The organism is Micromonospora kangleipakensis (assembly GCF_004217615.1).
Classification (GTDB): domain Bacteria; phylum Actinomycetota; class Actinomycetes; order Mycobacteriales; family Micromonosporaceae; genus Micromonospora; species Micromonospora kangleipakensis.
Window position 1 is genome coordinate 3501997 of the sequence record NZ_SHLD01000001.1, and the last position, 24885, is coordinate 3526881.

General features: G+C 66.8%; 22 protein-coding genes and 2 pseudogenes. 13 read left to right on the forward strand and 11 right to left on the reverse strand.

Going from position 1 to position 24885, the window contains the following annotated elements; genetic code table 11:
* Positions 1-4 precede the first annotated feature (4 nt).
* The 3 genes from EV384_RS36735 to EV384_RS16810 all read left to right on the forward strand — a co-directional run bounded on the left by EV384_RS36735 (position 5) and on the right by EV384_RS16810 (position 3075).
* Entirely contained in the window at positions 5-205 is a 201-nt protein-coding gene (locus tag EV384_RS36735; protein ID WP_341273656.1) for an MFS transporter, read from the forward strand.
* Positions 206-285: 80 nt separating this feature from the next.
* Positions 286-2178 carry a Na+/H+ antiporter NhaA gene (gene nhaA, locus EV384_RS16805; protein WP_242624095.1) on the forward strand — a complete coding sequence of 631 codons (1893 nt, stop codon included), beginning with the start codon at positions 286-288 and terminating at the stop codon, positions 2176-2178.
* A 516-nt stretch (positions 2179-2694) separates the two neighbouring features.
* Positions 2695-3075 carry a hypothetical protein gene (locus EV384_RS16810; protein WP_130334513.1) on the forward strand — a complete coding sequence of 127 codons (381 nt, stop codon included), beginning with the start codon at positions 2695-2697 and terminating at the stop codon, positions 3073-3075.
* A gap of 678 nt (positions 3076-3753) precedes the next feature.
* On the opposite strand, the gene EV384_RS16815 is transcribed toward EV384_RS16810, so the two are convergent.
* The 3 genes and pseudogenes from EV384_RS16815 to EV384_RS16825 all read right to left on the reverse strand — a co-directional run.
* Positions 3754-4887 (reverse strand): site-specific integrase, encoded by a 1134-nt coding sequence (locus EV384_RS16815; protein ID WP_130334515.1) that lies wholly within the window; start codon positions 4885-4887, stop codon positions 3754-3756.
* Entirely contained in the window at positions 4884-5102 is a 219-nt protein-coding gene (locus tag EV384_RS16820; RefSeq protein WP_130334517.1) for a helix-turn-helix domain-containing protein, read from the reverse strand. Before EV384_RS16820 ends, EV384_RS16815 begins: the two co-directional genes overlap by 4 nt.
* Before the next feature lie 25 nt (positions 5103-5127).
* Positions 5128-6471, reverse strand: a pseudogene (locus EV384_RS16825) (replication initiator); the annotation flags it as partial.
* A gap of 544 nt (positions 6472-7015) precedes the next feature.
* Between EV384_RS16825 and EV384_RS16835 the strand changes: the two are divergent.
* From EV384_RS16835 to EV384_RS16850, 4 genes are all read left to right on the forward strand, one after another.
* Positions 7016-9001: a hypothetical protein gene (locus tag EV384_RS16835; protein WP_130334519.1), complete on the forward strand. Its 1986-nt coding sequence runs from the start codon at positions 7016-7018 to the stop codon at positions 8999-9001.
* A 271-nt stretch (positions 9002-9272) separates the two neighbouring features.
* The gene (locus EV384_RS16840) at positions 9273-9716 is read left to right on the forward strand and encodes a hypothetical protein (protein WP_130334521.1); all 444 of its coding nucleotides are present in this window, start codon (positions 9273-9275) and stop codon (positions 9714-9716) included.
* A 1293-nt stretch (positions 9717-11009) separates the two neighbouring features.
* Entirely contained in the window at positions 11010-11516 is a 507-nt protein-coding gene (locus tag EV384_RS16845) for a hypothetical protein (RefSeq protein ID WP_130334523.1), read from the forward strand.
* 172 nt (positions 11517-11688) lie between these two features.
* Positions 11689-12966 carry an IS701 family transposase gene (locus tag EV384_RS16850; RefSeq protein WP_130334525.1) on the forward strand — a complete coding sequence of 426 codons (1278 nt, stop codon included), beginning with the start codon at positions 11689-11691 and terminating at the stop codon, positions 12964-12966.
* A 108-nt stretch (positions 12967-13074) separates the two neighbouring features.
* Here EV384_RS16850 and EV384_RS16855 read toward each other — a convergent pair whose 3' ends face one another.
* The gene (locus tag EV384_RS16855) at positions 13075-14361 is read right to left on the reverse strand and encodes an IS256 family transposase (protein WP_423202900.1); all 1287 of its coding nucleotides are present in this window, start codon (positions 14359-14361) and stop codon (positions 13075-13077) included.
* A gap of 310 nt (positions 14362-14671) precedes the next feature.
* On the opposite strand from EV384_RS16855, the gene EV384_RS16860 reads away from it, so the two are divergent.
* The gene (locus EV384_RS16860; RefSeq protein ID WP_130334527.1) at positions 14672-15124 is read left to right on the forward strand and encodes a hypothetical protein; all 453 of its coding nucleotides are present in this window, start codon (positions 14672-14674) and stop codon (positions 15122-15124) included.
* Positions 15125-15387: 263 nt separating this feature from the next.
* Here EV384_RS16860 and EV384_RS16865 read toward each other — a convergent pair whose 3' ends face one another.
* The 4 genes from EV384_RS16865 to EV384_RS16875 all read right to left on the reverse strand — a co-directional run bounded on the left by EV384_RS16865 (position 15388) and on the right by EV384_RS16875 (position 18316).
* Positions 15388-16584, reverse strand: coding sequence for a tyrosine-type recombinase/integrase (locus tag EV384_RS16865; RefSeq protein ID WP_130334529.1), 1197 nt, complete (start codon positions 16582-16584; stop codon positions 15388-15390).
* 40 nt (positions 16585-16624) lie between these two features.
* A complete protein-coding gene (locus EV384_RS35380) occupies positions 16625-17137 on the reverse strand; it encodes a transposase (protein WP_242624096.1) in 513 nt (170 codons plus the stop codon).
* Positions 17115-17393, reverse strand: a complete 279-nt coding sequence (locus tag EV384_RS35385; protein WP_207232344.1) for a hypothetical protein — start codon at positions 17391-17393, stop codon at positions 17115-17117. The genes EV384_RS35380 and EV384_RS35385 overlap by 23 nt, the downstream gene beginning before the upstream one ends.
* 209 nt (positions 17394-17602) lie before the next feature.
* On the reverse strand, positions 17603-18316 hold the full coding sequence (locus tag EV384_RS16875; RefSeq protein WP_130334531.1) for an RICIN domain-containing protein: 714 nt from the start codon (positions 18314-18316) through the stop codon (positions 17603-17605).
* Positions 18317-18395: 79 nt separating this feature from the next.
* Between EV384_RS16875 and EV384_RS16880 the strand changes: the two genes are divergently transcribed.
* The 4 genes and pseudogenes from EV384_RS16880 (at position 18396) to EV384_RS16895 (ending at position 20893) form a co-directional block, all read left to right on the forward strand.
* Entirely contained in the window at positions 18396-19175 is a 780-nt protein-coding gene (locus EV384_RS16880; protein WP_130334533.1) for a transposase family protein, read from the forward strand.
* A 208-nt stretch (positions 19176-19383) separates the two neighbouring features.
* Positions 19384-19521: pseudogene (locus EV384_RS16885) on the forward strand (IS5/IS1182 family transposase); the annotation flags it as partial.
* Positions 19522-19706: 185 nt separating this feature from the next.
* A complete protein-coding gene (locus EV384_RS16890) occupies positions 19707-20006 on the forward strand; it encodes a transposase (protein WP_130334535.1) in 300 nt (99 codons plus the stop codon).
* A 2-nt stretch (positions 20007-20008) separates the two neighbouring features.
* Complete coding sequence (locus EV384_RS16895) at positions 20009-20893, forward strand: IS3 family transposase (RefSeq protein WP_278045676.1); 885 nt, start codon at positions 20009-20011, stop codon at positions 20891-20893.
* A gap of 32 nt (positions 20894-20925) precedes the next feature.
* Here EV384_RS16895 and EV384_RS16900 read toward each other — a convergent pair whose 3' ends face one another.
* Together EV384_RS16900 and EV384_RS16905 are read right to left on the reverse strand one after the other, a co-directional pair.
* Positions 20926-22347: a transposase gene (locus EV384_RS16900; RefSeq protein ID WP_242624097.1), complete on the reverse strand. Its 1422-nt coding sequence runs from the start codon at positions 22345-22347 to the stop codon at positions 20926-20928.
* Positions 22348-22475: 128 nt separating this feature from the next.
* A complete protein-coding gene (locus EV384_RS16905; RefSeq protein WP_130334539.1) occupies positions 22476-22787 on the reverse strand; it encodes a hypothetical protein in 312 nt (103 codons plus the stop codon).
* 94 nt (positions 22788-22881) lie between these two features.
* Here EV384_RS16905 and EV384_RS16910 point away from each other — a divergent pair, with 94 nt between their 5' ends.
* Positions 22882-23301: a hypothetical protein gene (locus EV384_RS16910; protein ID WP_130334541.1), complete on the forward strand. Its 420-nt coding sequence runs from the start codon at positions 22882-22884 to the stop codon at positions 23299-23301.
* 185 nt (positions 23302-23486) lie between these two features.
* Here EV384_RS16910 and EV384_RS16915 read toward each other — a convergent pair whose 3' ends face one another.
* Positions 23487-24599 carry a cation:proton antiporter gene (locus EV384_RS16915; RefSeq protein WP_130334543.1) on the reverse strand — a complete coding sequence of 371 codons (1113 nt, stop codon included), beginning with the start codon at positions 24597-24599 and terminating at the stop codon, positions 23487-23489.
* Positions 24600-24885 lie beyond the last annotated feature (286 nt).

Below are 24885 nucleotides of genomic sequence, written 5' to 3' on the forward strand. Positions count from 1 at the left end.
CCTGCTGGCCGGCGCGCTCAGCGACCGCTACGGCCGCGGGCGAATCTTCCTCGTGGGTATCGCCGGGTTCACCATCGCGTCGATCATGTGCGCGGGCGTCCCGACCATGAGCCCACTGATAGTCGCCCGCATCCTGCAGGGCATCGGCGGGCCTCGTCGCTCTCTCCGCAGCCGGCCACAGCTGGGGCAGCGCGATCAGTACTGAGCCGAGGGGTCGCGTGCCCGCATTGCGGCACGTGATCTAGCTATCCATGCTGGCCCGGCCAGCGCGTCGGAAGGTGACGTGTGACCGAAACCAAGATGAGCGGCCGAACGACCTGGAAGCGGAATCTAGCGGCACCTGTGCGAGCCTTTCTGCGAACTGAGTCCGGCAGCGCCGGCGTGCTCGTGGCCGCCATCGTCGCCGCACTGCTCTGGGCCAACATCGACCTCGGCTCCTACGAAGCCGTCTGGCGCACCCAACTGTCCCTGCGCCTCGGGCACCTCGAGCTCTCCCGCGACCTGCACACCTGGATCAACAGCGGCTTGATGACGCTGTTCTTCCTGGTCGTCGGCCTTGAGGCGCGGCGCGAGTTCGACCTCGGCGACCTACGCGACCGGCGACGTTTCGTGCTGCCCAGCGTGGCCGGCGTGATCGGCATGCTGATCCCGGTGCTGATCTTCCTGGTGATCAACCACGGCGGGCCGGGCGCGCATGGCTGGGGCGTGGCTATGTCGACCGACACCGCCCTCGCGTTGGGCCTGCTGGCACTGCTCGGCCGGGGCGTGCCCGACCGGGTCCGGATCTTCCTGCTCACCGTGTTCGTGGTCGACGACTTGATCGCACTCATCGTCATCGCCCTGGTCTACAGCGACGACATCAAGATGATGCCCATCGTGGTGGCCGTAGCGGCGTTCGCGGTCATGCTGGCCATCCGCGCAGCCGGCGTCCGACGTGGCTTGGCGTACGTGCCGGTCGCCATCGTGATGTGGGGCGCGCTGCTGGTCAGCGGAGTCGACCCGGTGGTGGCCGGACTGGCCATCGGGTTGACCGCGTTCGCCTACTCTCCCGGCCGAGCTGAGCTCGAGCAGGTCAGCGGGCTGTTCCGGTCGTTCCGTGAGCAGCCGACGCCCAAGCTCGCGCGTACGGCTTCGATCGGCCTCGCGAATACGCTATCGCCCAACGACCGCCTCCAGCGCATCTACCACCCTTGGTCCAGCTACGTCATCGTGCCGCTGTTCGGCCTGGCCAACGCTGGCATCAGCATCGACGGTCCGTTCCTGGCCCAGGCGTTCGCGTCGCCTGTCACCTGGGGCGTGCTGCTCGGGTATGTCGTCGGCAAGCCGCTCGCCGTGATCGGCACCTCGGCCGGGCTCACCTGGATCTCACACGGCCGCATCCGTCCGGCCGTGGGCTGGGCGGGCGTGCTCGGCAGCGGCACGATCGCCGGTGTCAGCTTCACGGTGTCGCTGCTGATCGCCAGCCTGGCCTTCACCGGCGACCAACTGGCCGAGGCCAAAGTCGGGGTGCTCAGCGCCGCGATCGTATCCTCAGCGCTGACCTGGACCGCGTTCCGCGTCACCAACATGTTGCCCAAGGACAAGCGCACCCGGGCGCTCTTCGGCGACATGACGGAGCTGATCGACCTCATCCCAGCGGTCGACGAGAAGCAGGACCACGTCCGCGGCCCAGCCGGTGCGTCGGTAACGCTGGTGCAGTACGGCGATTTCGAGTGCCCGTACTGCGGGAAGGCCGAGCCAGTCCTCCGGCAGTTGCTGGGCCACGCCGACCTGCGTTTCGTGTGGCGTCACCTGCCTCTGTCAGACGTGCACCCGCACGCCCGGCTAGCAGCCGAGGCCGCCGAAGCAGCGGCCGCTCAGGGCAAGTTCTGGCAGATGCACGACCTGCTCCTCGACCACCAGGACAGGCTGAACATCACTGATCTAATCAAATACGCTGGCGACCTCGGTCTGGATCAGAAACGCTTCCACGACGATCTGACAAGCCAGGCCCACGCCGGCCGCATCGAGAGCGACATCGACTCGGCCGACAACAGCGGAGTGTCCGGCACCCCGACGTTCTTCATCAACGGCCGCCGCCACTACGGCGCCTACGACATCGCGACCTTGACCGCCGCCATTCGTGTGGCCCGAGCCCGGGCCCGCCTCGGCCGCGAGGCACCAGCGACCCTTAAATAAGCGCGTTCCGTTGGCTCGACAGCACGCCGGTCGGCCGTCAGACCCTGCCGCGCGAACTCTTGTCTTAACGGAAGCGATGGGGGCGCCCAGAGGATCCGAGACCTCACTCTGGGGCAACGAGCGCAGTGGGGACAGGTACTACCTGCTCTGCCTGACCAAGAATGCCTGACCTTCGCGACGAGCGACGGCGGCGCGGCTGGTCCCGCGCCGCCGTCCGCGTGTTCGGTGGGGCGAGCTGGGCCCGGTCGCCTAGGCCCGAACGGAACAGCTCCGAATTGGAGTAGGCCGTAAATCCCCGGTTCGTGGTCCGGTCAACAGGCCTCCCGAGCGCGCGTAGGTGAAGGAATTCCTACACCCGTGCGGCGTCCCACGGCGCGTCAGCCGGGCTCGTCGCAGGTCAGCGGCCCACTCATCCAAACGGTCTCTGGCTCACCGGCGTCGTTGCCCGTAACCTGCCGTTGGGAATGTCCACTGGCCGACGCCGTATGACGGATCGGGCCACGCTGGGGAGACCACATGAGGCAGAAGCTGCACGATGCCCTGATCAGGACCGCAACCCCACTCCTCAACCCGGGTGAGACGCCGGCCGCGACCGGTCGGGCCCGCGTGGGCCGGGTCGGCTCGCTCGGCATTTACAACAGGGCCCACTACGTGCTGCTGACCAACCAGCGGCTGCTGCTGCTCGAGCCGCATTGGCTAACCAGCCGCCCCACCGCAAAGGTCGTCGGCAACATCCCCCGGCCGCTCCTGTCGGTCGCGGACGTCAAGCGTGCAGTCATGACGTCGGTGACGCTGTCGATCGGCGGCGAGGGCAAGGGGCTGCTGCTCAGTTACCCGAAGCTGGACAAGGAAGGCGCAGAGTCACTGCTCAAGGCGCTCGAGCCAAGCGGCGTCTGATCAACCAGCTAGGTTGCCGGGACCGTTGCCTTTACCAAAACCAGCGACAGTCGTTGCGGTCCGCGCCCTCCTGGCTGGGACCCCTACGCGACGGCCCGAGGCGAGTTGCGCGCACCGTGGCGCTGATTCGTCCCAGGCCTCGGGCGCGGCACTCCGATCGTCGGCGCGTCGGCCGCGGCGGGCCCGTTGACTAGGTGACGGGGTGCCCCTCGCCGGCATCGACTTCACCAGCCGGCCCGCACCGCCCTGCTCGGCGAGGCTGCGTCGGCCGGGCGGGCGTAGGCGGCCGTCGCCTGCCCGGGCGTTGGAGTCATCGGCGTGGCAGCACTTGTGCCCACGGAAATGTTCAGCGGGACGATCTACGGTGACACGAGTGCGGCGACATTTCACTCCGCAGGTCGGCGGCCCGGCAACTGAAGTCCTCAGCGAGAGCCGACATCGGGCCGTGGCTACGCGTAGCGGTACAGCAGCGAAGTACAGCAACCGACCCCACCGAGCGGCACGGCTAGGAGCGGCACGGGACCACCGACCAGCGCTGCGCATCGAACGGAACTCCACTGCCAATCTCTGGGGGTCAAGGGGTCGTCGGTTCGAATCCGGCCGTCCCGACGCAGCTCAGAGGGCATATCCGATCGATGGATATGCCCTCTTTTCGCGTCTGAGTGTCTAACTGAGTGTCTACGCCTCATCGTCGAAGATTTTGTCCATGGCGACGGCCCCGGCCAGGAGCACGGGCCGGAGTTGGTGCCGGTAGACGCTCTCGGTGACCGTGGTGCCGGAGTGACCGCAGAGGTCGGCGATTTGCTCGATGCTCACGCCGCTGTCGGACAGCAGAGACACGAAGCTGTGTCGCAGGTCGCGGGGTGTCCAGTCGCACGGGTCAAGGCCCGCCCTGGCGACGACGGGTCGGAAGGCCCGAAGCACGTTATGCCGATCGAGGGCAGTGCCGGCGGTGGAAGCGAACACGAGGCGGTCAGCGGAGGGCTTGCCCTGGCGCTCGTGGTGGGTTGTGAGCGCGGTAACGCACCGGGCTGGCAGAGCCAGGGTGCGACGGGACTTCCTCGTCTTGGTGTCACCATCGGCGCGGACCGAGCGCCACACCTGGATGGACGGCGGTACCGGCGGATCGTTGTCCGGCTTGCCGTTGAGGTCGACATGGTCCCAGGTGAGCGCGCGCAGTTCCTCGGTGCGAGCGCCGGTCAGCAGTGAGAGCACGATGTAGGCGTGCAACGAGCTGCTCTCGGCAGCGGTCAGGAGCGACTTGGCGTGGTCAAGTGTCAGTGACTTCGACGGACGGCCGCCACGACCGGAGGGCACTGCGCAAAGTGCCACGACGTTGCGCTTGACCTTGTCCCGCGCCATGGCCCGATTGACCGTGCGGTTGAGCAAGGAGTGGAGGAGTCGCAGGGTGCGGGTGCTCAGGTGTTGGGCTTTGCCCATGAGCCAGCGGTCCACGTCGGTGGCGCTGAGGTCTCGCAGCTTCCTCGCACCGAGGTCGCCGATGATGTGCGACCGCACGAGGGTGGTGTAGTTCGCCTTGGTGTTCTCGGACTGGCGACTCAGGCCGTAGGCGAGCCAGTCGTTGAGAGCGTCGGCCACGGTGTGCCCATCCTGGACCAGGGCAAGGCCGTCTTCGTAGTCGCGGATCTTCTCCCGCAGTTTCGCGCGGGCTTCGGTCTTGGTCTTGCCGCTACCTCTGCGCATGATCCGCTTACCGGCCGGGGTGTAGCCGACGGTGACGCCGGCGATCCAGCGTTGCCGGGTTTCGTCCCAGTGCAGGCCGCCATCTCCTCGGGCGCGGCGTTGGCTCATCGGATGCCTCCTTTCCGGGCTTCCTGTTCGAGCAGGTCGACATAGGCGGTGATCGCGGCGGCGGAGACGAGCCGAGATCGTCCCTGTCGGACGGTGCGCAGCCGGCCGGCCCGGATCTGTTCGTAGATCACGGTCCGAGACAGACTGAGCAGCCGCATGGCCTCAGGGATGCGGTAGAGCGCCTTGGACGTCGCGTCGATGGTGGATGCGGTCAAATCACTCTCCTCTCGTTGGTGCCACCTAAGCGGCGGCCGGCACGGTGCCGGCGGGGGTGGTGCCGAGTTCGTGGGCGAGTTCTTCGCGGCCGGCGGCGTGTCGTGTGCGGGCGAGGGCGGCGGCGGTGTTGGCGAGGAGTGCGTCTCCGGTGGTGTGCCAGCCGACGCCGGCGAAGGTGAGGGTGCCGACGATGAGAGTGGTGTCGTCGAGGTGGTCGACGGCCTTGATGTGCTCGCCGGCGCCCTGGTCCTGGTCCTCGTGGCGACGAAAGCTCACGCGGGTGTCGCGCAGGAGTTGGAAGGTCACGGAGTAGCGGCGGGCCTTGGTGAGGAAGTGGCCGCCGAAGCCGAGCATGTGCGCCCACCGGCGTAGCCGGGCGTAAGGGTTGGCCGTCGCCGGTTTCGTCGGTTGGGCGTCAAGGATGGCTTGACGTTGGGCGACGCAGACGGGGCAGGTGGCGTAGCGGGTGTGGGTGCCGCAGTCGGGGCATTCCCAGCGGTCGACGAAGCCGGGCCGGAGTCGATGGTCCCTTGGCCGGTCGAGTAGGGGCCGGGGTGTGGTGGTGGGTCGACCGAGTCGCCAGCAGGCGTCGATGAGGCGGGCGGCGTGGTCGCCGTCGGGGTCGGCGTAGTCGCCGATGGAGTCGGCGTCGAGCCTGACGGAGCGGTGCCCGGTTACCTCGGTGCTCTTGGTGGCGTACTTGGCAAGGTAGCCGGCGACCATGCTGTCGGTGACCTCACCGCGTCCGGTCAGCGAGATGGGGCGGATGTCGACCTGCTCGCCCCACGCGATCGGCCAGCCCTCGGGCCGGTCCGGGTGGCCGGGGGTGGTGAAAGCGACTTGGGCGACGGCGGCGCGGAGGGCGTCTTCCAGGTCGGTCACGGTGAACCCGGGCGGTGGGGGGACGACGGCGGTGGGTTCGGTCGGGTCGATGCCGTCGAGGCGGACCAGGGCGTGGAAGTGCACTGCCCCGCGTGCCTGGAACTCTGCGGCTTTGCCGTGGGACAGCCGGACGGGCGGGACCTTGCGGGTGTTGCCGGGGGCGGTGACGACTTCGACGCGGGGGATTCCCCGGCGGCGGGCCAGTTTGGCGAGCCACCGTTCCGCGGCTTGCTTGGTGCGGTGCCACAGCTCGCCGGAGAACAGGTTCCAGACGACCTGGTGGTCGTGGTCGTAGCAGTCCAGGCACAGCGGCTGCCCCAGCACCTGGTCGCCGGGCTCATGGCGCGCCCAGCACACGGCAGGGCGGCCGTGCTGGCAGAGGCCGGTGTCGCGGCGGGCACGAAGGAGACCATCCTTGTACGGGGACTGTTTTGACTGCGGCCGAGACTGGCGCGAACGCGAGCCGCCAGGGACATGTGGCTTCACCTGCTCGGAGGCTGGGCCGTCGCTTGTGGTGTGGACGCCGGCGGATTTTGGATGGTCCCATTCGTCGATGTAGCGGCAGCGGGCGGAGCTGTAGGGCGGCATCCAGGTGGCGGGGTCCTGGTCGCCCTTGGCCTGGTTGACGGTGTCGATGACGGCCACCAGGGGGCGGGAGTCGCCGAGGTCGTTGGCGTAGGACTGGCGGCGGCTGGTCCAGTTGCGGGCGCCGGAGTCCCAGGGCTTCGGCGAGGGGCACCATGTGGTCGATGTCGCGGTCGCTGGTGAGGGTCCAGTAGGCGTTGTCGTAGTAGGAGTACCAGCGGCCGTCGGACAGGAAGCAGCCGGGGAATGATGGGTTTGGTGGTGGCTTCGGCGATGAGGACGCAGTTGCGGGTGTTGCAGCTGTCGCCGTTGGCGTCGATCGAGTGTGGATACAGGCTGCGGTCATAGCCGGTGCGACCTCGGTGGCCACCGGCAGGTTCGCTACCGCGGTGCGCAGGTAGGAAAGAGGTTTCGGCGCGGAGCGGCGGTCAGGGCGGCAGCGGCGGTGCTGGGCCTCGTCTCAGGTGACATCACCCGCTCCTTCGCCCGATGGGACACCACTGACCTTGTCGGTAAGGCCATCACCTCGGCAACGGTGAACTTCTGGAACTGGTGGTCGCCGAGCTGCACCGCCAAGTCGTGGGAGATCTGGACCGTTGGCACCATCGCGGACGGCATCTTGTGGGCGAACCAGCCGGCGTGGACGTACCGCGAGGCCACAGCGACCGGCACGAAGGGTTTCGACGCGACGTGTGGGGACGGCTGGGTGTCCGCCGCCGCTACCAGCTTCTTCCAGAGAGCTGCCAACGCCGGTGACACCCGAGCGGACATGGGCATTCGCGCCACGTCGGAGACGGACGGCAATGCCTTCAAGCAATTTCGTTCGCGGAATGCGGCTGACGCGACGCAGGTGCCCTACGCCGTCGTCACCTACAACTCGTACCCGGTCATCGGCACGCGCTCGACCGATCCCGCGTCGACGTGCGTCACCGGAACTTCGCGCCCCACGATCGACACCACCTCGCCGGTCCTGCGTGCCGTGGTGACCGACGCGGAATCGCCCACGGTTACAGCCGAGTTCGAGTGGTGGGCGGTCGGTGGGTCCAAGCTGGGCGGTTTCGTCACTGATGAGGTCGACTCGGGTTTGGCTTTGGAGGCCCAGGTGCCCACTGGGATAATGGTCGGCGGAGGCGCCTACTCCTGGCGCGTGCGGGCCTACGATGGCACCGACTGGAGCCCCTTCAGCAGCTTCTGCGAGTTCAGCGTCGCCAACACCGCACCGGAGATCACGTCGCAGGCCACCCTGCCCTCGTCCTCCTGCCTCACCGGCCCGGAGCGGTCGGTGATCAATACCACGACTCCCCAGCTTAAGAGCGTCGCTACCGACCGCGACTCGGCCACTGTCCGTCTCGCCTTCGAGGTGTGGACGCTGGACGAAAGCACGCGCCTGGGTGAGATCGTCCAGCCGTCCGTGCCTGTCGACACGTGGACGGCAGCCGACGTTGCTGCGGGCTGGGGTCTGACCAGCGCCAGCAGCTACAAGTGGCGGGTACAAGCGTCGGACGGGGGCCTCAGCTCGCCGTGGTCCTCCTGGTGTGAGTTCACCATCGACACCTCGGCGCCCACAATCACATCGAGCACCTACCCCGAGAACCAGTACGCCGGCTCGCCCGGGACGCCTGGATCGTTCACCTTCGGGCCGGCCCAGCGGCCGGATGTGACGGGCTACCAGTTCGCACTCGACAGCAGCAATCCTGACACGGACGTGATTGCAGCCGGCGGCTCCGCAACGGTAACCGTGACACCGGCTTCGAGCGGAGCCCATGTTCTGTATGTCCGGTCGCGCGACTCGTCCGGCGTCCTGTCGGCGACGGTCGCTTACCACTTCGGCGTGGGTACCGGCACTACGGACGGCGAGCCAGATCCGTCGCTCGACCAGCCCTACGTCGACACTTCGCCTCAGCCAGAGGCGACCGCTCAAGCTGTGGTGTGTGATAACAGAGGCAAGAAGTGGTTCGAATGGTCCAACAAGGTCGCCAGCCAAACGGTGACGCATGCGCGTCGCCTCGAGAACTTCACCGGCTCCGACATGACTCTCACCCGCTCTGTCACGCGCAAGCAGACCATCACCGCCAGTCTCTCCTACACGTCCGGAGCTACGGTGAGCGCGAGCGTGGTGGTCGCCAACCTCGACGTGCAAACCGGCTACACGCTGCAGGCAGCGGGCGAGAAGACGACCGAAACCAATATCAGCGTCACCGCTACCATGAAGTCGGGCAGCGGCCTCTACGGTGTGTACATCTTCTACGGCGGAACATTGGTCTACAGCGGTAGCTACAAGTACCAATACTGCAACAACAGCGGCCTTATGCAGACGTTGCAGTCGGGCAAAGCGAAGTCGTGGACGATCGAAACCGACGGCGCGGTGCGATGCAGGGGCACCAGTCCCATCGGCCTGGCCGTCAAGGCCAAGTCGCAGTACTGCTACTAGCTGGCAGCAAGATCGGTGCCGCCGTCAGACATGACAGCATGACTGACGGCGGCACCGCCCAGCTCGACAAGTGAGGTCATCCATGCGTCGCCACCAGGCCAGGTCACTACTGGCGCTCACCCCCGCACTCCTCGTCCTCGCCGCGTGCAACGCAACCGCCGTACCAGACCCATCAGCAGCGAAGACCGCCGCAGCGACAGACGCCTCCGTGGCGGCTTCCCCTACGCCGTCGATCTGCACCCCAGAGCAGGCTAAGATCACATGGTCCCGGGTGTCACAGGAAAAGAAGCTCACCAACGTCTTCGTCCGAGACGGGGCGGCGAGCAAGACGACCCTCGTTCACAAGGAAGACGGGGTGCAACCCACTCTCTCAGGCACCCCCCTGCTCACGGGCTGGATCCCGACTCTGGCCGACTCACTCTCCACCACCAAGGGCCTACCGGTGGAGACGCAACCCACGTCGGACGACGAAGCGGAACTGGCAAGAACAACGCTCGCGGAGAACAAGCAGTCGGGCACGGTCGTGGCATTCTCCGGAATCATCAAGGTCAACGCCACCTTCACCGCCTCCTGCCCAGGCACGAAGACCAACCCGATGATCGGCACCTTTTCCTCGTGGGGGACACCCACCACCGGAATCCTGCACTGCTCCATCACCCCCGCTGCTTCGACGTTTGCGCACCTCGCTCGTAAATACTGCAAGGCCAGCCAGTAGCTCACTCCAAGAGGCGTGACGCTGGTTAGAATCTCGAGCACGAGACTGAGCCTTGCATGACCCCAACGTGGCGATAGAACAGAACGATGAGCCAAGCCACCATAGGAGGGCTGCCGAGGTGGCGACGATTGGCCATTGCCCGGCGGGTGTCCTCTTAATCCGCGGGTTCGGGGTTCGAGTCCCTGGCGGCGCACCAGCAATCATCTGGGCATCCACCCCTTGAGGGTGGGTGCCCAGATGTCGTTTCGGGGTGAGCGACAGTAACCGTGTCACTCGTCACCGTTTTCACCCGCCCTCTTCCGGTTCGCTGAGCGCCGCGTCGATGTGGGCGACCACTTGGCGCTACGCCGACCGTCGGAGGATGACCGGGGCCGCATCGTGGCCGAGTTGATGGACGCGTCGCGGGCTAGCCGTTTGGTTGGCGTCAGCAGCATGCGCCGGGGCATCGAGCCAGGCAGACAGGCGGACCCGCCAGTCCTGTCGGGCCAAGCGCAAGGCGCGATCCAGCTCGTCGAGTCGGCCCTGAGCGAGGCGCACCATCGCTGCGAACATCCGTTCGGAATCCTGACGAGAATCCCTGACGAGTGGATCGAGACGGTGCAGCTTGACCAAGACCACGTCGGCATGCTGTGGGAAGTCGGCGTCGACACGACGTCGGAGTCGAGGCGAGATGTCCGACACCGGCATGCATTGAGTCTGCGTGGGCGCAAGGTGGAATGCCTATCCCCGCGGTCGGGAGCCCTTCGATCCGCCCTCGGCTGCTAGCGGCCGACCTGTCCACGGTCGGCCGATCAGCATGTCCCGGGTGACCCAATGGACCTCGGCTGAGGCAGCAAGGAGGCAGCGAACGCTTTGGCGCTGACTGTGCAGGATTGCCAACGGACGGTGTGCAGCAGGTGTCCGCCAGCGCTGCACGGCGCTGAACCTCACTCGTCGACAGCATGTACCCGGTTCCCCCCGACGGGGGTCGGAGCCCGGGGCCGGCGCCCTGAGTAGCCACGCGAGTAGCCAAGGCGGTGCACCCGGCCGGACCACCCCGTACGTCGGCGGAACGGTTGAGCAGCGCCGGGCGAGGCTGACGGCCCTTTGCCTGCTCCTGGCAGTGTGGGGCACCAAGGGCTTCAGCGTCTGGCGGCGGCTCCGGTCGAAGCGAACTTGTGCCCGTCTCGTAGAGCATGGCCGCGTACCGGGAGTTGGCTGCCCGCCTACGGCGCTTGGCCCAGCGCCCAGACGGCGGGCAGCCGCTCCACGTGAGCCAAACGAGACGTTGCACGACGACGGTAGCGTTCAGGTGTGAGGACGCTGGATGGCCCGATCGATGTGCTGCCGGTTGCTGTCTCGTTGGTCGCGTTGATCGTCAGTGGACTGACGTACCGCGACCGGCGACAGCAAGACCGACGCGATCTGTTTCTCAAACTCCACGAGCGGCTTCTCGAACCTGACCTTCAGCGCGGCAGACGCCTGCTGCACACGAAGGCCCGTACGGTCCGGGAAGTCGAATCGCTCAGAGACTCCTCGCCTGACGAGTACGACTTGATCAATCGTGCGATAGCGATGAGCGATGTTGCTGCGATGTATGTAGCACGCGGCTACGTCGATAGAGATGACTTCGTGGGGGAGTGGGGCGTCGCCTACGGGCGGCTGTGGCTGGCTGCGGAGGCGTTCTTGGAGGTGCGGCTGCGCTACCCGGGCGGTGAGGCGGGCTGGCCGTACTTCCGGTCGCTTGGACGAGAACTAGCCGATGCACTTCCGGGCGCAGCGGATCCAAGTGACAGTAGCGGTGGCAGCGGATCCAAGTGACAGTAGCGGTGACAGCAACCGACCCTAGTACGGCAGCCGCCGTTTGAGATGTCACTGGTCGGGAGGGGTGGACGCGAGGCGGCCACCGCGTGATCGTCTGTGCGTTGTGGACACAACATCAGATTTGGCGGTGGCCGCGAGCCACAGCGTAGACGTTGCCCCGTGGCGTTGGGTGCTGGCTGGCGTGCTCGCCTCGTTCGCGGGCCGGTTCGGGCGGGTCGAGCCGCGTCGCACGGCGGCGGCGTTTGTTACCGGGCTGCTGGCCGATATCGAGGTCAAGACGTGCTGGCAGCTGGCGGAGCAGGCCGGGCACGCCCGGCCGGATGCGATGCAGCGGCTGTTGTACCGGGCGGTGTGGGACGCCGACGCCGTCCGTGACGATGTGCGGACGGTGATCGTCGATCGGTTCGGTGACCCGGACGCGGTTCTGGTCGTCGACGAGACGGGGGACCTGAAGAAGGGCATTCACTCGGTCGGGGTGCAACGCCAGTACACCGGCACCGCCGGCAGGATCGAGAACGCGCAGGTCGGGGTGTTCCTCGGCTACGCCAGCGGGCACGGGCACACCCTGATCGACCGCAGGGTCTACCTGCCGGTGTCGTGGACCGACGATCGGGACCGATGCCAGGGCGCCGGGGTCCCGGACGAGGTCGAGTTCGCCACGAAATCCGAGCTGGCAGCCGAGATGATCACCGCAGCCGCCGACGCCGGCGTGCCCGCAGGGTGGGCTACCGCGGACGAGGCCTACGGCAACAACAGCGTCTTCCGCGCCCACCTGCGCGAACACCAACTGGGCTACGTCCTGGCCGTGTCTCGCAGCCACCAGGTGCCCCTCGACGGCGGCAAGGTCAAGATCCGCGCCGACCGCATCGCCGCCGAACTACCGGCCTCGGCGTGGCAACGCCGCAGCGCGGGGGCCGGGTCGAAAGGGCCACGCCTCTACGACTGGGCCTGGCTCGACGATGTCACCACCGACGCCGACCCCGACGACGACGGCCACCACAGCCTCCTGATCCGCCGCAACACCACCACCGGTGAGCTGGCCTTCTACCGCTGCTGGACCCCGCAACCGGCCACCCTCGCCCAACTCATCAGGGTCGCCGGGATCCGCTGGACCGTCGAGGAAGCCTTCCAGGCCGCCAAGGGTCAGGTCGGCCTCGACCAGCACCAGGTCCGCCGCTGGGACTCCTGGCACCGCTTCACCACCCTGGCCCTGGCCGCCCTCGCCGTCCTGGCGATCTGCGCCGCCGACGCCGCCGACGAACCCCCGCAGAGCGGATTGATCAAGCTGACCGTCAACGAAGTCCGACGGCTGATCAACACCTGCACCATCCGGCCGATCCACGAACTCGCCCATCGTCTGCGCTGGTCACAATGGCGGCGCCGCCATCAAGCCCGAGCCCGACAAGCCCACTACAAACGACGCCTCAACGCCGAACTTCAGCCATGATCCCGAACGGCGGCTGCCGTACTAGCCCCTCCCCGCCCACGGCGACCGACGAGATGAGCAAGGCTGCGGCGCGGGGACTATCTCGCTAACGGTGTTTCCGGCGATCTTCTAGTAGGTCTCAGCGGCCGGGAAGCGGTCGCTGAAGGTGATGGCGAAGGCGTTCAACGCGGGTTTCCAGCGCATCGTCCATCGGGTCCTGCCGGTTCCGGTCGGGTCCAGGGACCGGGTCACGAGATACAGGCACTTTAGCGCCGCCTGCTCGTTCGGGAAGTGGCCGCGGGCCTTGACCGCCCGGCGGTAGCGGGCGTTCAACGACTCGATCGCGTTGGTCGAGCAGATCACCCGCCGGATCTCCACGTCGTAGTCCAGGAACGGGATGAACTCGGCCCAGGCGTTGTCCCACAACCGGATCACCGCCGGATACCGTCCACCCCACTTGTCCGCGAGGTCGTCGAACGCTGCCCGGGCCGCGGTGGCGTTGACCGCGGTGTAGATCGGCTTGATGTCGCGTTTCAGCTCGTCCCAGTACTTGCGGGAGGTCAGCCGGAACGTGTTGCGGATCAGATGGATCACGCAGGTTTGCACGACGGTCTGGGGCCACACGTTGGTGACCACCTCCGGCAGCCCTTTGAGGCCGTCGCAGACCAGGAAGAACACGTCCTTGACGCCTCGGTTGCGCAGGTCGGTCAGCACGCCCATCCAGAACTTGGCGCCCTCACCACCGGCGCCGGCCCACAGCCCGAGGATGTCCTTGTCCCCGTCGAGGGTGACCCCGATCGCGGCGTAGAACGGCCGGTTGGCGACCTGCCCGTCGCGGACCTTGACCACGATGGCGTCGATGAACACCGCGGCGTAGATCTCGTCCAAGGGCCGGTGCGACCAGTCGGTCATCTCCTCGATGACCTTGTCGGTGATCCGGGAGATCGTCTCCTTCGACACCGACGCCCCGTAGATCTCGGCGAAGTGCGCCGAGATCTCCCCGGTCGTCAGCCCCTTGGCATACAGCGACAACACGACCTCGTCGACCCCGGACAACCGGCGCTGCCGCTTGCGGACGATCTGCGGTTCGAACGTGCCGGCCCGATCACGTGGCACGTCGATCTCGACATGACCAGTCGCCTCGGTCAGCACCGTCTTGGACCGGGTGCCGTTGCGGATGTTGCCCGACCCGGCGCCGGCCGGATCGTACTTCTCATAGCCCAGGTGCTCGGTCATCTCCTCGTTCAGCGCAGTCTCGAGCACCGTCTTGGTCAACTGCTTGAGCAGCCCGTCCGGGCCGGTCAGCGACAAGCCCTGTTCCTTGGCCAGCCGGACCAGCTCGGCAGCGGCCTGCTCCTCCGCCGACGGCTCAGGCTTCCTCTTCCGTGGGGTCACATCGTTCAGTGTCGCGGTCATCACGGCACCTTCCTCGCCAGGCACCACGCCCGGCGGGTCAGGCCGGAAACACCGTTAAATCCACAGTCCCGCGGCGCGTTCAACGGATGCCGAGTGACCCTCTTAATCCGCTGGTCCGGCCTACGGAGGGTGTAGCAGCGGCTGTAGCAACGATGACGGATGATGGCGCACGATCACGGGGCTCATGACGGGTCGGACGGTGACGGGCCAGCCGGAGATGGACGCGGCCGGCAGGCTGCCCAGAACTTACAAGCGAGGGGTCCGGTGCAACCCGCTGGACGGGGATCAGCGGAGCCCCGACACTCGGCGTGTGATCGACATGCGGGACGTCGGGGTGTGCGTGCTGGCTGGTGAGCTGGCTAGCGAGGAGTTGCCGATGATTGCAGCGCAAGCGCTTGCCGACGGGCTGGACAGTCCGTCGTTGCGGGAACTCGCTGGACTCTCGCCGGGTGAGTACCGCGAGGCGCGTGAGCTGTTGGACCAGGTGATCGACGAGCTGGGCTTGCCTGAGCTGCCGGACGAGGACCAGGCCGTCTGGGAGGTGGCCCGTTCCTACGCGCGCCGTATCGTGTTCGGGGCTATCGCGCCGGTGGATGGCGCGCATGCCATCGCTTCGCATGCCGGTTCTTTGATGTTCCCAGAGCCCCTTGCCACGTTCGCTTTCCTGACCGACCTGTGGCAGGACAACGTGGGTGAGCGCGCCCAACTTGAGCAGGACATCGTGCGCGAGGCGGAGGCCTTGCTGCGGGAGATGAGTGACTAACTGGGTGACGATCGGGTCGGACACCAGTGGACGAGCACGGACGCGCCTGGATCGTTCCGGCAGTTCAGACCCGGTAGAGCAGCAGGTGAGAGCTTCGAGATCGTTGCCTGGGGGTCAAGGGGTCGTCGGTTCGAATCCGGCCGTCCCGACAGAGAAAAAGCCCTGACCAGCAGTATCGCTGGTCAGGGCTTTGACTTTCTTCTATGGGGTTCTGAACCTCCCCCCGAAAACCCCCCACTTACCGCCTACGGCAACCAGGTTTGTCATCGTTGTGCGTCGTTGTGCACTGCGGGTGGGTGCGGTCCGTTCGGGTTGGTGCCGAGGCGCTCAAGGATGCCGGATACGTCCGGTGCTTGGACCGGCTTGGCGATGTGGTAGGTGTCGGTTACCTCCTCGCTGGAGTGTCCAAGCTGCGCGGCGGCGCTCTTGGTGTCGGTCTCCTCCTTGATGAGGGTGGCGACGGTCTTGCGGAAGGTGTGGGGGGTGACCCAGGCGAGGTCGGTGTCGGCGCGGGCCTCGCGCCACTGACGACGGACGTTGTTAGGGGACAGCCAGGTGCCGCGTCGGGAGGCGAAGACCGCGTCATGGACGTTGTCGGCGGCGACGAGTTTGCGGGCTAGGAGCATGCCGACCGCAAATCGGGGCAGGACGACGATTCGGTAGCCGGCGTCGCTCTTGGTCCAGGGTTGTCGGAAGAAGCCCTGGCCTTTGACGAAGACCAGCGTGCCGCAGACCGTCAGGGTCGGTCGTTCGGCGGCGAGATCCAGGTCTTCCCAGCGCACGGCGAGGATCTCACCGATGCGGGCACCGGTGGCGAGCATGAGGTCGACGATGTCGGCCAGGTCGCCGGTGTGTCGAGGTCCGGGCTTGCCGGGGACCGGTTGCTGCCAGTTGCGGATCGCCGCGCGGACGACTTGGAGGTGTTCGTCGGTGAGTGCGACGACTGTGCGGCGAGGTTTGCGTAGCCGGCCAGTGTCGCGCACGGGGTTGGTTGGAATCGCGCCGTGCCGGACGGCCAGCGCGAACATCTGGCCCAGGACGACCTTCGCGCCTTTTGCCGTCGAGGGCCGGTCCTTAGCGATGTCACGCAGGAACCGATCCAGGCGCCCGACGCTCGCTTCTCGGATTCGGAGGTTGCCCAGGGCGGGCAGGATCGCGGTGCGCACGCTGGTCTCATATCGCTGGATGGTCTGTGGTGCGATCCGCTCCTCCGCGGTGATCTCTTCGACCCACAGTTCGGCGAGCCTCCTGACGCGGGTCTCCCGGGTGATCTCGTCGTCGTTGGGGGTGGCGCGGTCGCGGAGCTTGACCTTCAGGGCCCGTTCAGCGGCCGGGCCGGTGGTGTCGGTGGCCTCGATGTCGCGGGTCTTGCCGTCGTAGTCGCGGAACCGGGCGCGTGCCCGAAACCGGTTGGGGCCAAGCTTCTCGGTGCGGATCTTGCCCCAGGTGCCGACGGGCAGTTCAGGACGGTGCCCTTGCCGAAAACCTTATCCGCACAGGTCAGGCAGCATGTTTGTACTCGTGGAGAATGCCGCCGAGCCGATCACGTCGGCGTATGTCGAGATGAGCAATCTTGTCTGGATCGGCGATCGGCGTGGGTAGCGAGCGGAGTGGACGGGCGTTCGCGATGCCCTGGTGAGGCCGGTGCCCGTTGTAGAACTGTTCGAACTCGCACAGCGCGTGGAGCAGGTGGCGCTGATTCCAGATCAAGGTCCTGTCGAGGAGCTCTTGCCTGCAGGTCTGCACCCACCGCTCCATGATCGAGTTCATTCGTGGCACCCGGACACCGCTGCGCACGACCTCGATCCGCGAGTCGTTGAGGACGGCGTCGAACAGCTCGGGGAACTTGCCGTCCCGGTCCCGGATCATGAACCGCGCCACACAGTCAGCGTCTTCGAGGTCCATGACGAGGTTCTTCGCGGCCTGCACCACCCAGGCCGCTGTCGGGTGTGCGGTAGCGCCCAGGATCCGGATCCGGCGACTGCCGTGCTCAATCACCGCGAATACGTACATCCGTGCCCCGGTCAAGGGTGACCGTCTCGAGAAAGTCGCACGCCAGCATGGCGTCGGCCTGGGAACGCAGGAAGTCGGCCCAGGTGCTGCAGGCGCGCTCGGGTGCCGGGTCGATGCCTGCCTCCTTCAGGATCTCCCACACGGTGGAGGCGGCCACCTTCACCCCGAGGACCAGCAGCTCGCCGTGGATCCTGCGATATCCCCAGCCGGGGTTCTCCCTCGCCAGGCGCAAGGCCAGGGTGCGGATGGAGCGCACGGTCCGCGGTCTCCCCGAGGGCGGCGGCCTGATCTGCCTGCCCATCGTCGGCTGCATCCTTTGACCTCACCCGACAACCATCAAGGAGAGGTGTGCCAGCACCGTAGATCGGATGAGGCTCCGGCTGGTGATGTGAGTCAAGATCGCCGAAGACCTCACGGCCTGGTCGAGGTAGCCCATGGCGAGCGCCGTGGGCTACCTCTGGCGCGTCAGACCAACTGGAAGCGCCATTCCTCGTTGAAGGGACTGTTCCAGTCGCAGGTGTACTGGACCGCGGCGTAATTGTTAGCAGTGCTGGCGGTGTAGATGGTCAGGCACTTGAAGCTGTGGCCGTTGCGCAAATGCCACCGGGCCCCTGTGAGGTACACGTCCTCCATGTACCACTCCTCGTTGTAGGGGGAAGAGTAGTCGCAGGTGTACTGGACCGCGGTGGCATTGTTAGCAGTGCTGGCGGTGTAGATGGTCAGGCACTTGCCGCTGTGGGCGTTCCGCAAATGCCACGCGGTCTGGTCGCCGTACACGTCCTCTAGGTACCACTCCTCGTTGAAGGGGTAGGAGAAGTCGCAGGTGTACTGGACCGCGTTGGCATTGTTAGCAGTGCTGGCGGTGTAGATGGTCAGACACTTGTTACTGTGCTGATTGATGATGTGATAAGGACCATACAGATCGCGGGCCGCCAATCCCGTGCGATTGGCGAACTCGTCCCGCTTCGCAAGCTGGGCGGCGGAGAGGGCCTGCTTCTTGGCTACCGCAGAATTTCTTACTCCCGCAGGACCTGGACGGACGTCGGGCCGCTGCGCCGCAGCCCGTGCGGAGGCGGTCGTCGCCGTGGAGTCGTCCGCGTTGGCTGGTCCGCCGGTCAGGATCGTTGTGCCGAGGGTTAGTGTCGCTACCACGATTGCAGCGAACTTGCGAGTGGACACAAGCGTGCTCCATCGTTGCTAAGGGATGTCTCGTAACCCCGGTGTCTGTCTGCTGAGGACGACCGGTCAAGATGCCTGGGTGCAGGTGATCACCGCAGCCCACACTGAGTGGATCTTTCCGTTCACGGGGCTGCAGCCCGCCCAGTTCCGCAAGCTGGTCCGCCTGGTCGCCGAGCGTGGCGGTGACGCCATCGCCGACGGCCGGCCGGGCCGGCAGTGGGCCCTGGACCTCGCCGACCGGGTGCTGCTGGTGGCCACGTACTGGCGCACGAACCTGACCATGCGCCAGATCGGCCCGCTGTTCGGGGTGTCCCACTCCGCAGCGCACCGGGTCATCGACACCCTCGGCCCGCTGCTGGCCCTCGCGCCGGTGCGCCGGCGGCCGGTCGACCAGATCGCCATCGTCGACGGCACCCTGATCCCCACCCGCGATCACCGCCTGGCCGCCCGGAGCAAGAACTACCGGTACTCGACGAACCTGCAGGTCGCCATCGACGCCAGCACCCGCCTGGTCATCGCCGTCGGCGACCCGCAGCCCGGCAACCGCAACGACACGATCGTCTACCGCACCAGCGGCATCGACCAGAAGCTGGACGGGCGGCCAGTCATGGCCGACGGCGGCTACCGCGGCAACCCAGAGGTGATCATCCCGTACCGCAAGCCCGCCGACGGCAGCGACCTGCCGGACTGGAAGGAAGACCTCAACGTCGAGCACCGGAGGGTCCGCGCCGGGGTCGAACACGCCCTGGCCAGGATGAAGTGCTTCAAGATCCTGCGCGACTACCGCCGCGCCGCCCACACATTGACCGACGCCGCTTCCGGCATCGCCAACCTCCACAACATCATCCTGGCCGGCTGACCGCCGACCCGGCCCCGGGCAGCGCCTCCACCCAGTTACGAGACGTCCCTTAGTGCGGCAAGGAAAACCGGGTGCCGCATCGTCCCCGTTAGCCGGCTGCGGGCAGCGTACATCGAAAGCTATTTTGCTTCTCTGTCCACTTCCTGACTAAGGGACGTCTCGTAACCCCGGTGTCTGTTTATTGAGGACGATCATCGAGGATGCCTGGGTGCAGGTGATCTCCGCAGCGCGCGCCGAGTGGATCTTCCCGTTCGCGGGGTTGCAACCCGCTCAGCTCCGCAAGCTGGTCCGCCTGGTCGCCGAGCGAGGCGGGGACACGATCGCTGACGGTCGGCCGGGCCGGCAGCTTCCGGCATCGCCCATCTCCACAACATCGTCCTCGCCGGGTGAGCGCCAACCCGGTCACGGGCAACGCCTTCACCGAGTTGCGAGACGTCCCTTAGGAGCAACGCCGTTCAGTTAGTCCGTTGAGTGAGCTGTCATGCCACTCCCCTCGTAGCGTGGAGGCCAGAGCTTGAGGGATAGAGGTTCATGGCTGAGACGAGACGCCAGTTCGATCCGGAGTTCCGGGCGGGCGCGGTGCGCATCGTGCGGGAGACCGGGAAGTCGATCGCGCAGGTCGCGCGTGACCTGGGGATCAACGACGGCACCCTTGCCAACTGGGTGAAGAAGGACCGCGAGACTCGCGGTGAGGCCGCTGCCGGGCAGTTGTCGGAGGACGAGCGGGCGGAGCTGGCCCGGCTGCGGCGGGAGAACGCGGAGCTGGCGATGGAGCGTGATGTCCTCAAGCGATCCGTGGTCCTGTGGGTCAAGGAAGCGACGGGCCGGTGAGCGTGGCCGGGTTCATCGCTTCCCAGAGGACCGAGCATGACGTGCCGCACGCGATCGCCTGCCGGGCCCTCGGAGTGTCCGAGTCGTGGTTCTACAAATGGCGCGACCGGCCGCCAACGCCCCGCGATGATCGGCGTGCCCGGCTGGCAGCCGCGGTCACGAAGGTCTTCGACGACTCGGGCGGCACCTACGGCAGCCCGCGCATCGGGATCGAGCTGCGCGAGCAGGGCTGGCAGGTCTCCGACAACACGATCGCGCAGCTCATGGCCGAGTTCGGCCTGGCCGCCCGTATCAAGCGCCGCCGGCGCAGCCTGACCCGCCAGGGCAAACGTCCGGCCGCACCGGACCTGGTCAAGCGGGTGTTCACCGCGCCGGCGCCGGATGTCGCCTGGTGCGGCGACATGACCGAGATCCGCACCGACGAGGGCAAGCTCTATCTGGCCACTGTCATCGACCTGTACTCGCGCCGGATCCTCGGCTACGCGATGGGCGCCCACCACGACGCCGGGCTGGTCGTCGCAGCGCTGAACATGGCCGCCGTCACCCGCGGCGGCCGCGTGGAAGGGGTGATCTTTCACAGCGACAGGGGCAGCGAGTACACCTCGGCCGACTTTGCCCGGGCCTGCGCCCGATGGAAGGTACGCCAGTCGATGGGCCGGGTCGGGTCCTGCTTCGACAACGCCGTCGCCGAGGCCACCTTCTCCACCATCAAGGTCGAGTACGTCCACCGCCGCCACTTCCGCACCCGCACCGAAGCCCGCCTGAAGATCGCCACCTGGATCACCGACTTCTACAACCAGCGCCGCCGGCACTCCGTCTGCGACTGGCGCTCACCCATCGACTACGAACGATCAGAGACCCGCGCCCTGGAGGCCCAGGCCGCATAACGGAGCCCTCCACGATTCCAGGGGATTGACAGTCAAGGTTCGGCGGTGAGGATGTCGATGTTGATGGTGGCGGGGTAGCTGGTGCGGTCGATGTGCGGGCCGCGGGCTTGGTATTTCGAGTTCGGGCGTTTGACGGTGCGGGCCTTGGTGCGCACTCGCCGTGGGGGTTGGAGGTTGGCCAGGACGTGGCGGCCGATGACGCCGACGAGGTCGATGACGGTGTCGGTGATGACGCCGGCGGCGTGGACGACTTGGTCGCGGGCGGCGTGTAGGGCGGCGATGAAGCTCGCCCGATCGGGGTCGACGCCGGGCTGGCTGTCGGTGGCGTTGACCATGGCGGTGCGCAGCAGCTGGTAGGTGATCAGGAGGGCGTGGACTTCCTGGTCGACGCCGGCTGGGGTCCGGGCGCGGAGGACCCGGCCACCGAGGATCGAGGATTTGAGTTCGAGGTAGGCGGTCTCGATCTCCCACCGCTGGTGTAGAGGGTGACCAGTTCGGTGGCCGGCCAGCGGCGGGGTTCGAGCAAGGTCGTGACGAGTCGGTAGGAGCCGGTGCGGCGGTCGGCGCTGGTGGTGATGCTGATCTGCGCATCGATGACCCGGACCCGGACACCGCCGAGCAGGGACAGGTATGAGCCGTCGTTCAGGCGGGGGATGATCGGCAGTCTTCGGCTGGTCTTGCATCGGATGAGCAGAGCGGCGCCTGTCGTGGCGAGCTTGCCGATCAGGTCGGCGGCGGCGAAGTTGCGGTCGGCCAGCAGCAGCATCCCCGGCCGCAGGCTGCGGGCCAGCAGACCGGCGTGGCTGATCTCGCCGGCTGATCGGGTCGAACACGGCGTCGATCAGGCTCCGGGTGCCGCAGGCGACGAGGGTGCTCAGCCGCATCATCGGGTAGCCGGACCCGCCATGCAGACCACGCTGGCGGACATACTCGGCGAGGTTGGCCGGGCTGTCCGCCACGGTCATCGTGGTGCCATCAACCGCGACCAGCAGCAACCCACGCCACCACACCGCCGTGCTCGCGGTTGCGGCCGGGCCGCGCAGCAGGTCGAACAACGCCCGCAACGGCGCCACGCCGAGTCGCTGCCGGGCCTGACGCAGCGCGCTGGCCGTCGGCACTACATCAGCCAGGCCGCCCAGACCAGCGGTCAGCCGTTGCCACACCTGCACATAGCCGAGTTCGGCGAACAGGCACCCGGCGAGCAGGAGGTAGACCACGACCCGCGCCGGCAGCAGCCTGATCCGGCGTTGCACCGCCGCGGTGCGGGCGAGAGCGTCGTCGACCATCTCGAAGGGCACAAGCCGGGTCAGCTCGCCGAGATGACCCGGCGCGAACCGGCCCGCCGCGACCGTCACCGTGCGCGTTATGGCAATCTGTCCAGACAGCGGAGCTCCTGGTATTGAGGATGTCTTGGAGTGACAGCCCTCTATACCGGAGCTCCGCTGCTCCTCCACTCACCGACACGCCTTGACAGCCAGCCAACCCGCCTAACTGAACGGCGTTGCCCTTAGGAGGGGTCGGCCTGGGACGAGTGGGCGCCTGGCCCGAACTACGGGGCGGCGTCGGTCTCGTCATGCGGCGGTCAGTGCTGCACATCCCCGCACGCCCGGCACGTCCACGTCCGGTGCACCCCGTCGGGCGCGCAGCTGCACGCCCAGGTGCCGAGTAAGACCTGGCCCGACCCGAGCGGGTGCGCCGGCGCGCCGGCGCACGTGCGCGGGGCCACCTCCACCGTCGTCAACTCCTTGCCGACGAGCGCCCCCAGGTGCGCCGCCCGCAGGCGGTGCGGGCACGCCGGCACCAGCTCGTCGCGGGGACGGACCTCGCTGTGCTCGGGGCAGTAGTACGCGCCCACGCGCACCAGCCACCTGCTCCAGTCCACCGCCTCGCGCATGCCGGCGATCGTACGCCGGCCCTCATTCGGCCGGCTCGATTGCAAGTTTCGGCCGGTTTCCTTGCATTCCAAGATCATCCCTCGAGGAAGGGTCATGACCGAGCCCGCCACCTACGACACCCGGCCCACCATCTTCGGCCGGGAGCCGGCCGTGCTGATCAGCGCCGTCACCAGCGTCCTGGCGCTGCTCGTCGCCTTCGGCCTGGACTTCCTGTCGGCCCAGCAGGCCGGCGCCGTCGAGGCGGTCCTCGCCGCGGCGGCCACCTGCTGGATCGCCGCCAAGGTCCGCCCGATGGCGCCGACCCTGTTCACCGGTCTGATCACCGCCGGCGCGAGCCTCGCCGCCGCGTACGGCTTCGCGCTCAGCCAGGCCCAGGTCGGCTCCATCACCGCCGCCTCGGTCGCCCTGATGACCGCCCTGGTGATCCGCCCGCAGTCCACGCCGGCCACCAACCCGCGGCCCATCGACGGCACGCCGCCGGCCGCCGAGACCGCGCCGCCGGCCCTCGACTGAGCACGATCAAGCTCAGGGCAGCCCTGCGCTACCCGCTCCCCGCGCCGTAGGGCGTCGAGGGACAAGGCGAACAACGCGTCACGCAGGACCACAGCGCCCCGCCTCCTCCGGTTACCGCCGGGGGAGGCGGGGCGCTTCTTCGTGTCTACCGGCCGCCGCGGCGCGCGCCCGGGTGGCGGCCGAGTTCAGCTCAGAGGGATTCTGCGAGACCAGTTGAGGCGGATGGCCGCGTGATTAGATATCAAGCTTGCGACATTGACGGTGACAACAGCCCAGCTAAGTACACTGATGCTCGTTGGAAAGTCGTTATGCAACAGGAGTGCCACGGCCACCGCTGCCGTTCCATTTTGCTGAGCAAAGACCACGGCCAGCCGATCCGTGCGTGGCAGTCTGCGTATGACAAGTTGGCTAGCGAGAGCGTGCGCTGTAAACGCTAGAAGTCCGAGAAGAACGCCATGAAAGACACCCGAGCGAAGGTCAAGCAAGAATCCTAGGCCAAGGCAGGCCAAGGCTGAACCCGAACGGGTAAGCCACGACAACCATCGAGGGTTGAGACCCGCAGGTCGCGCGAACAACCCGACCAGGGCCAACGCTGTCGAGCCTATGAAGATAGAACCAAGGACGGCAAATGCGACGACCCATATCCCCAGGTTCGAAATCCTTGTGCCGAATCCATTTGCGACTCGTGGCCTGCGTCGGGAGCGGCCCGGGTCTCGACGCAGGCGCATAACACTGTATGTGAGTGCGATTCGGTATATGAGCCAGACTGCCGCAGCAAACGACAAGGCAATGCTAACCGTGCGTGCTATCTCCACCAATCCGACATGACCGCTAAGCGCTTTCGTCAAGCCTGACGGCCGAAGAATTGCAATGAGCCCAAGCAGCATCACGACAACTGTAGTGTCGTCAAATGCTGCCCATGCACGCATCAATGCTTTCGATTGCGGGGATGCCTCTGACCCCTCCATGAACTCACCTACGCTCATGGGATCGATTTGTGAGACCCCCAAGGCGATCAAGAACCAGATGGGATCGCGGAAAATCAGCGACATTGCGCCGCCAATGATCGCAATCTTGAGCAGAACACCAATAGAGATCGATTGCAGTATGGTCTTCTTGTTGCGGGCCAGCTCCCTGACGTCAAGGCCAAAAGTGTTTGCGTATGGCTCCACCGCAAGGGCGAATGTGGTAAGGACTAGGAACACTGGCGCGACGGTGGTCGGCACAACGTCGAGGGCTTGACCAACCACTAGACCAACCACCATCAAGATCACTGACCAGGCAGCAGCAGCTCTCATTCCGGACCCTCTCAGCCCCCGGATGCATCCCCGCTGCACAGTAAGGGACCCAGGCAATTGCACAGCGCCACGAGGGTCGCGCTCGTACTCCTGTCCACCTCGCGCCGTGTCCATTCAGGAACTGTGACTGATCAGGCGGTTTGTGGCGGCATCCAGGGGTCTCCGGCGGGCGCGTCGCGGAGGGAGTCGAGTGGGTGGATGCCGTGGCTGCGGGCGGTGGCGAGGTAGGAGCGGACGAGGCAGTAGCGGGCGACCTCTGGCCGACTGCGCCCTACCCTGTCGGGCT

Excerpts from the sequence above, each read along its gene's own strand:
- EV384_RS16810 (WP_130334513.1), top strand. The coding sequence starts at position 2,695 with ATGAGGCAGAAGCTGCACGATGCCCTGATCAGGACCGCAACCCCACTC.
- EV384_RS16815 (WP_130334515.1), bottom strand. The coding sequence starts at position 4,887 with ATGAGCCAACGCCGCGCCCGAGGAGATGGCGGCCTGCACTGGGACGAA.
- EV384_RS16855 (WP_423202900.1), bottom strand. The coding sequence starts at position 14,361 with ATGACCGCGACACTGAACGATGTGACCCCACGGAAGAGGAAGCCTGAG.
- EV384_RS35380 (WP_242624096.1), bottom strand. The coding sequence starts at position 17,137 with ATGTACGTATTCGCGGTGATTGAGCACGGCAGTCGCCGGATCCGGATC.
- EV384_RS16890 (WP_130334535.1), top strand. The coding sequence starts at position 19,707 with ATGGCTGAGACGAGACGCCAGTTCGATCCGGAGTTCCGGGCGGGCGCG.
- EV384_RS16905 (WP_130334539.1), bottom strand. The coding sequence starts at position 22,787 with ATGCGCGAGGCGGTGGACTGGAGCAGGTGGCTGGTGCGCGTGGGCGCG.
- EV384_RS16910 (WP_130334541.1), top strand. The coding sequence starts at position 22,882 with ATGACCGAGCCCGCCACCTACGACACCCGGCCCACCATCTTCGGCCGG.
- EV384_RS16915 (WP_130334543.1), bottom strand. The coding sequence starts at position 24,599 with ATGAGAGCTGCTGCTGCCTGGTCAGTGATCTTGATGGTGGTTGGTCTA.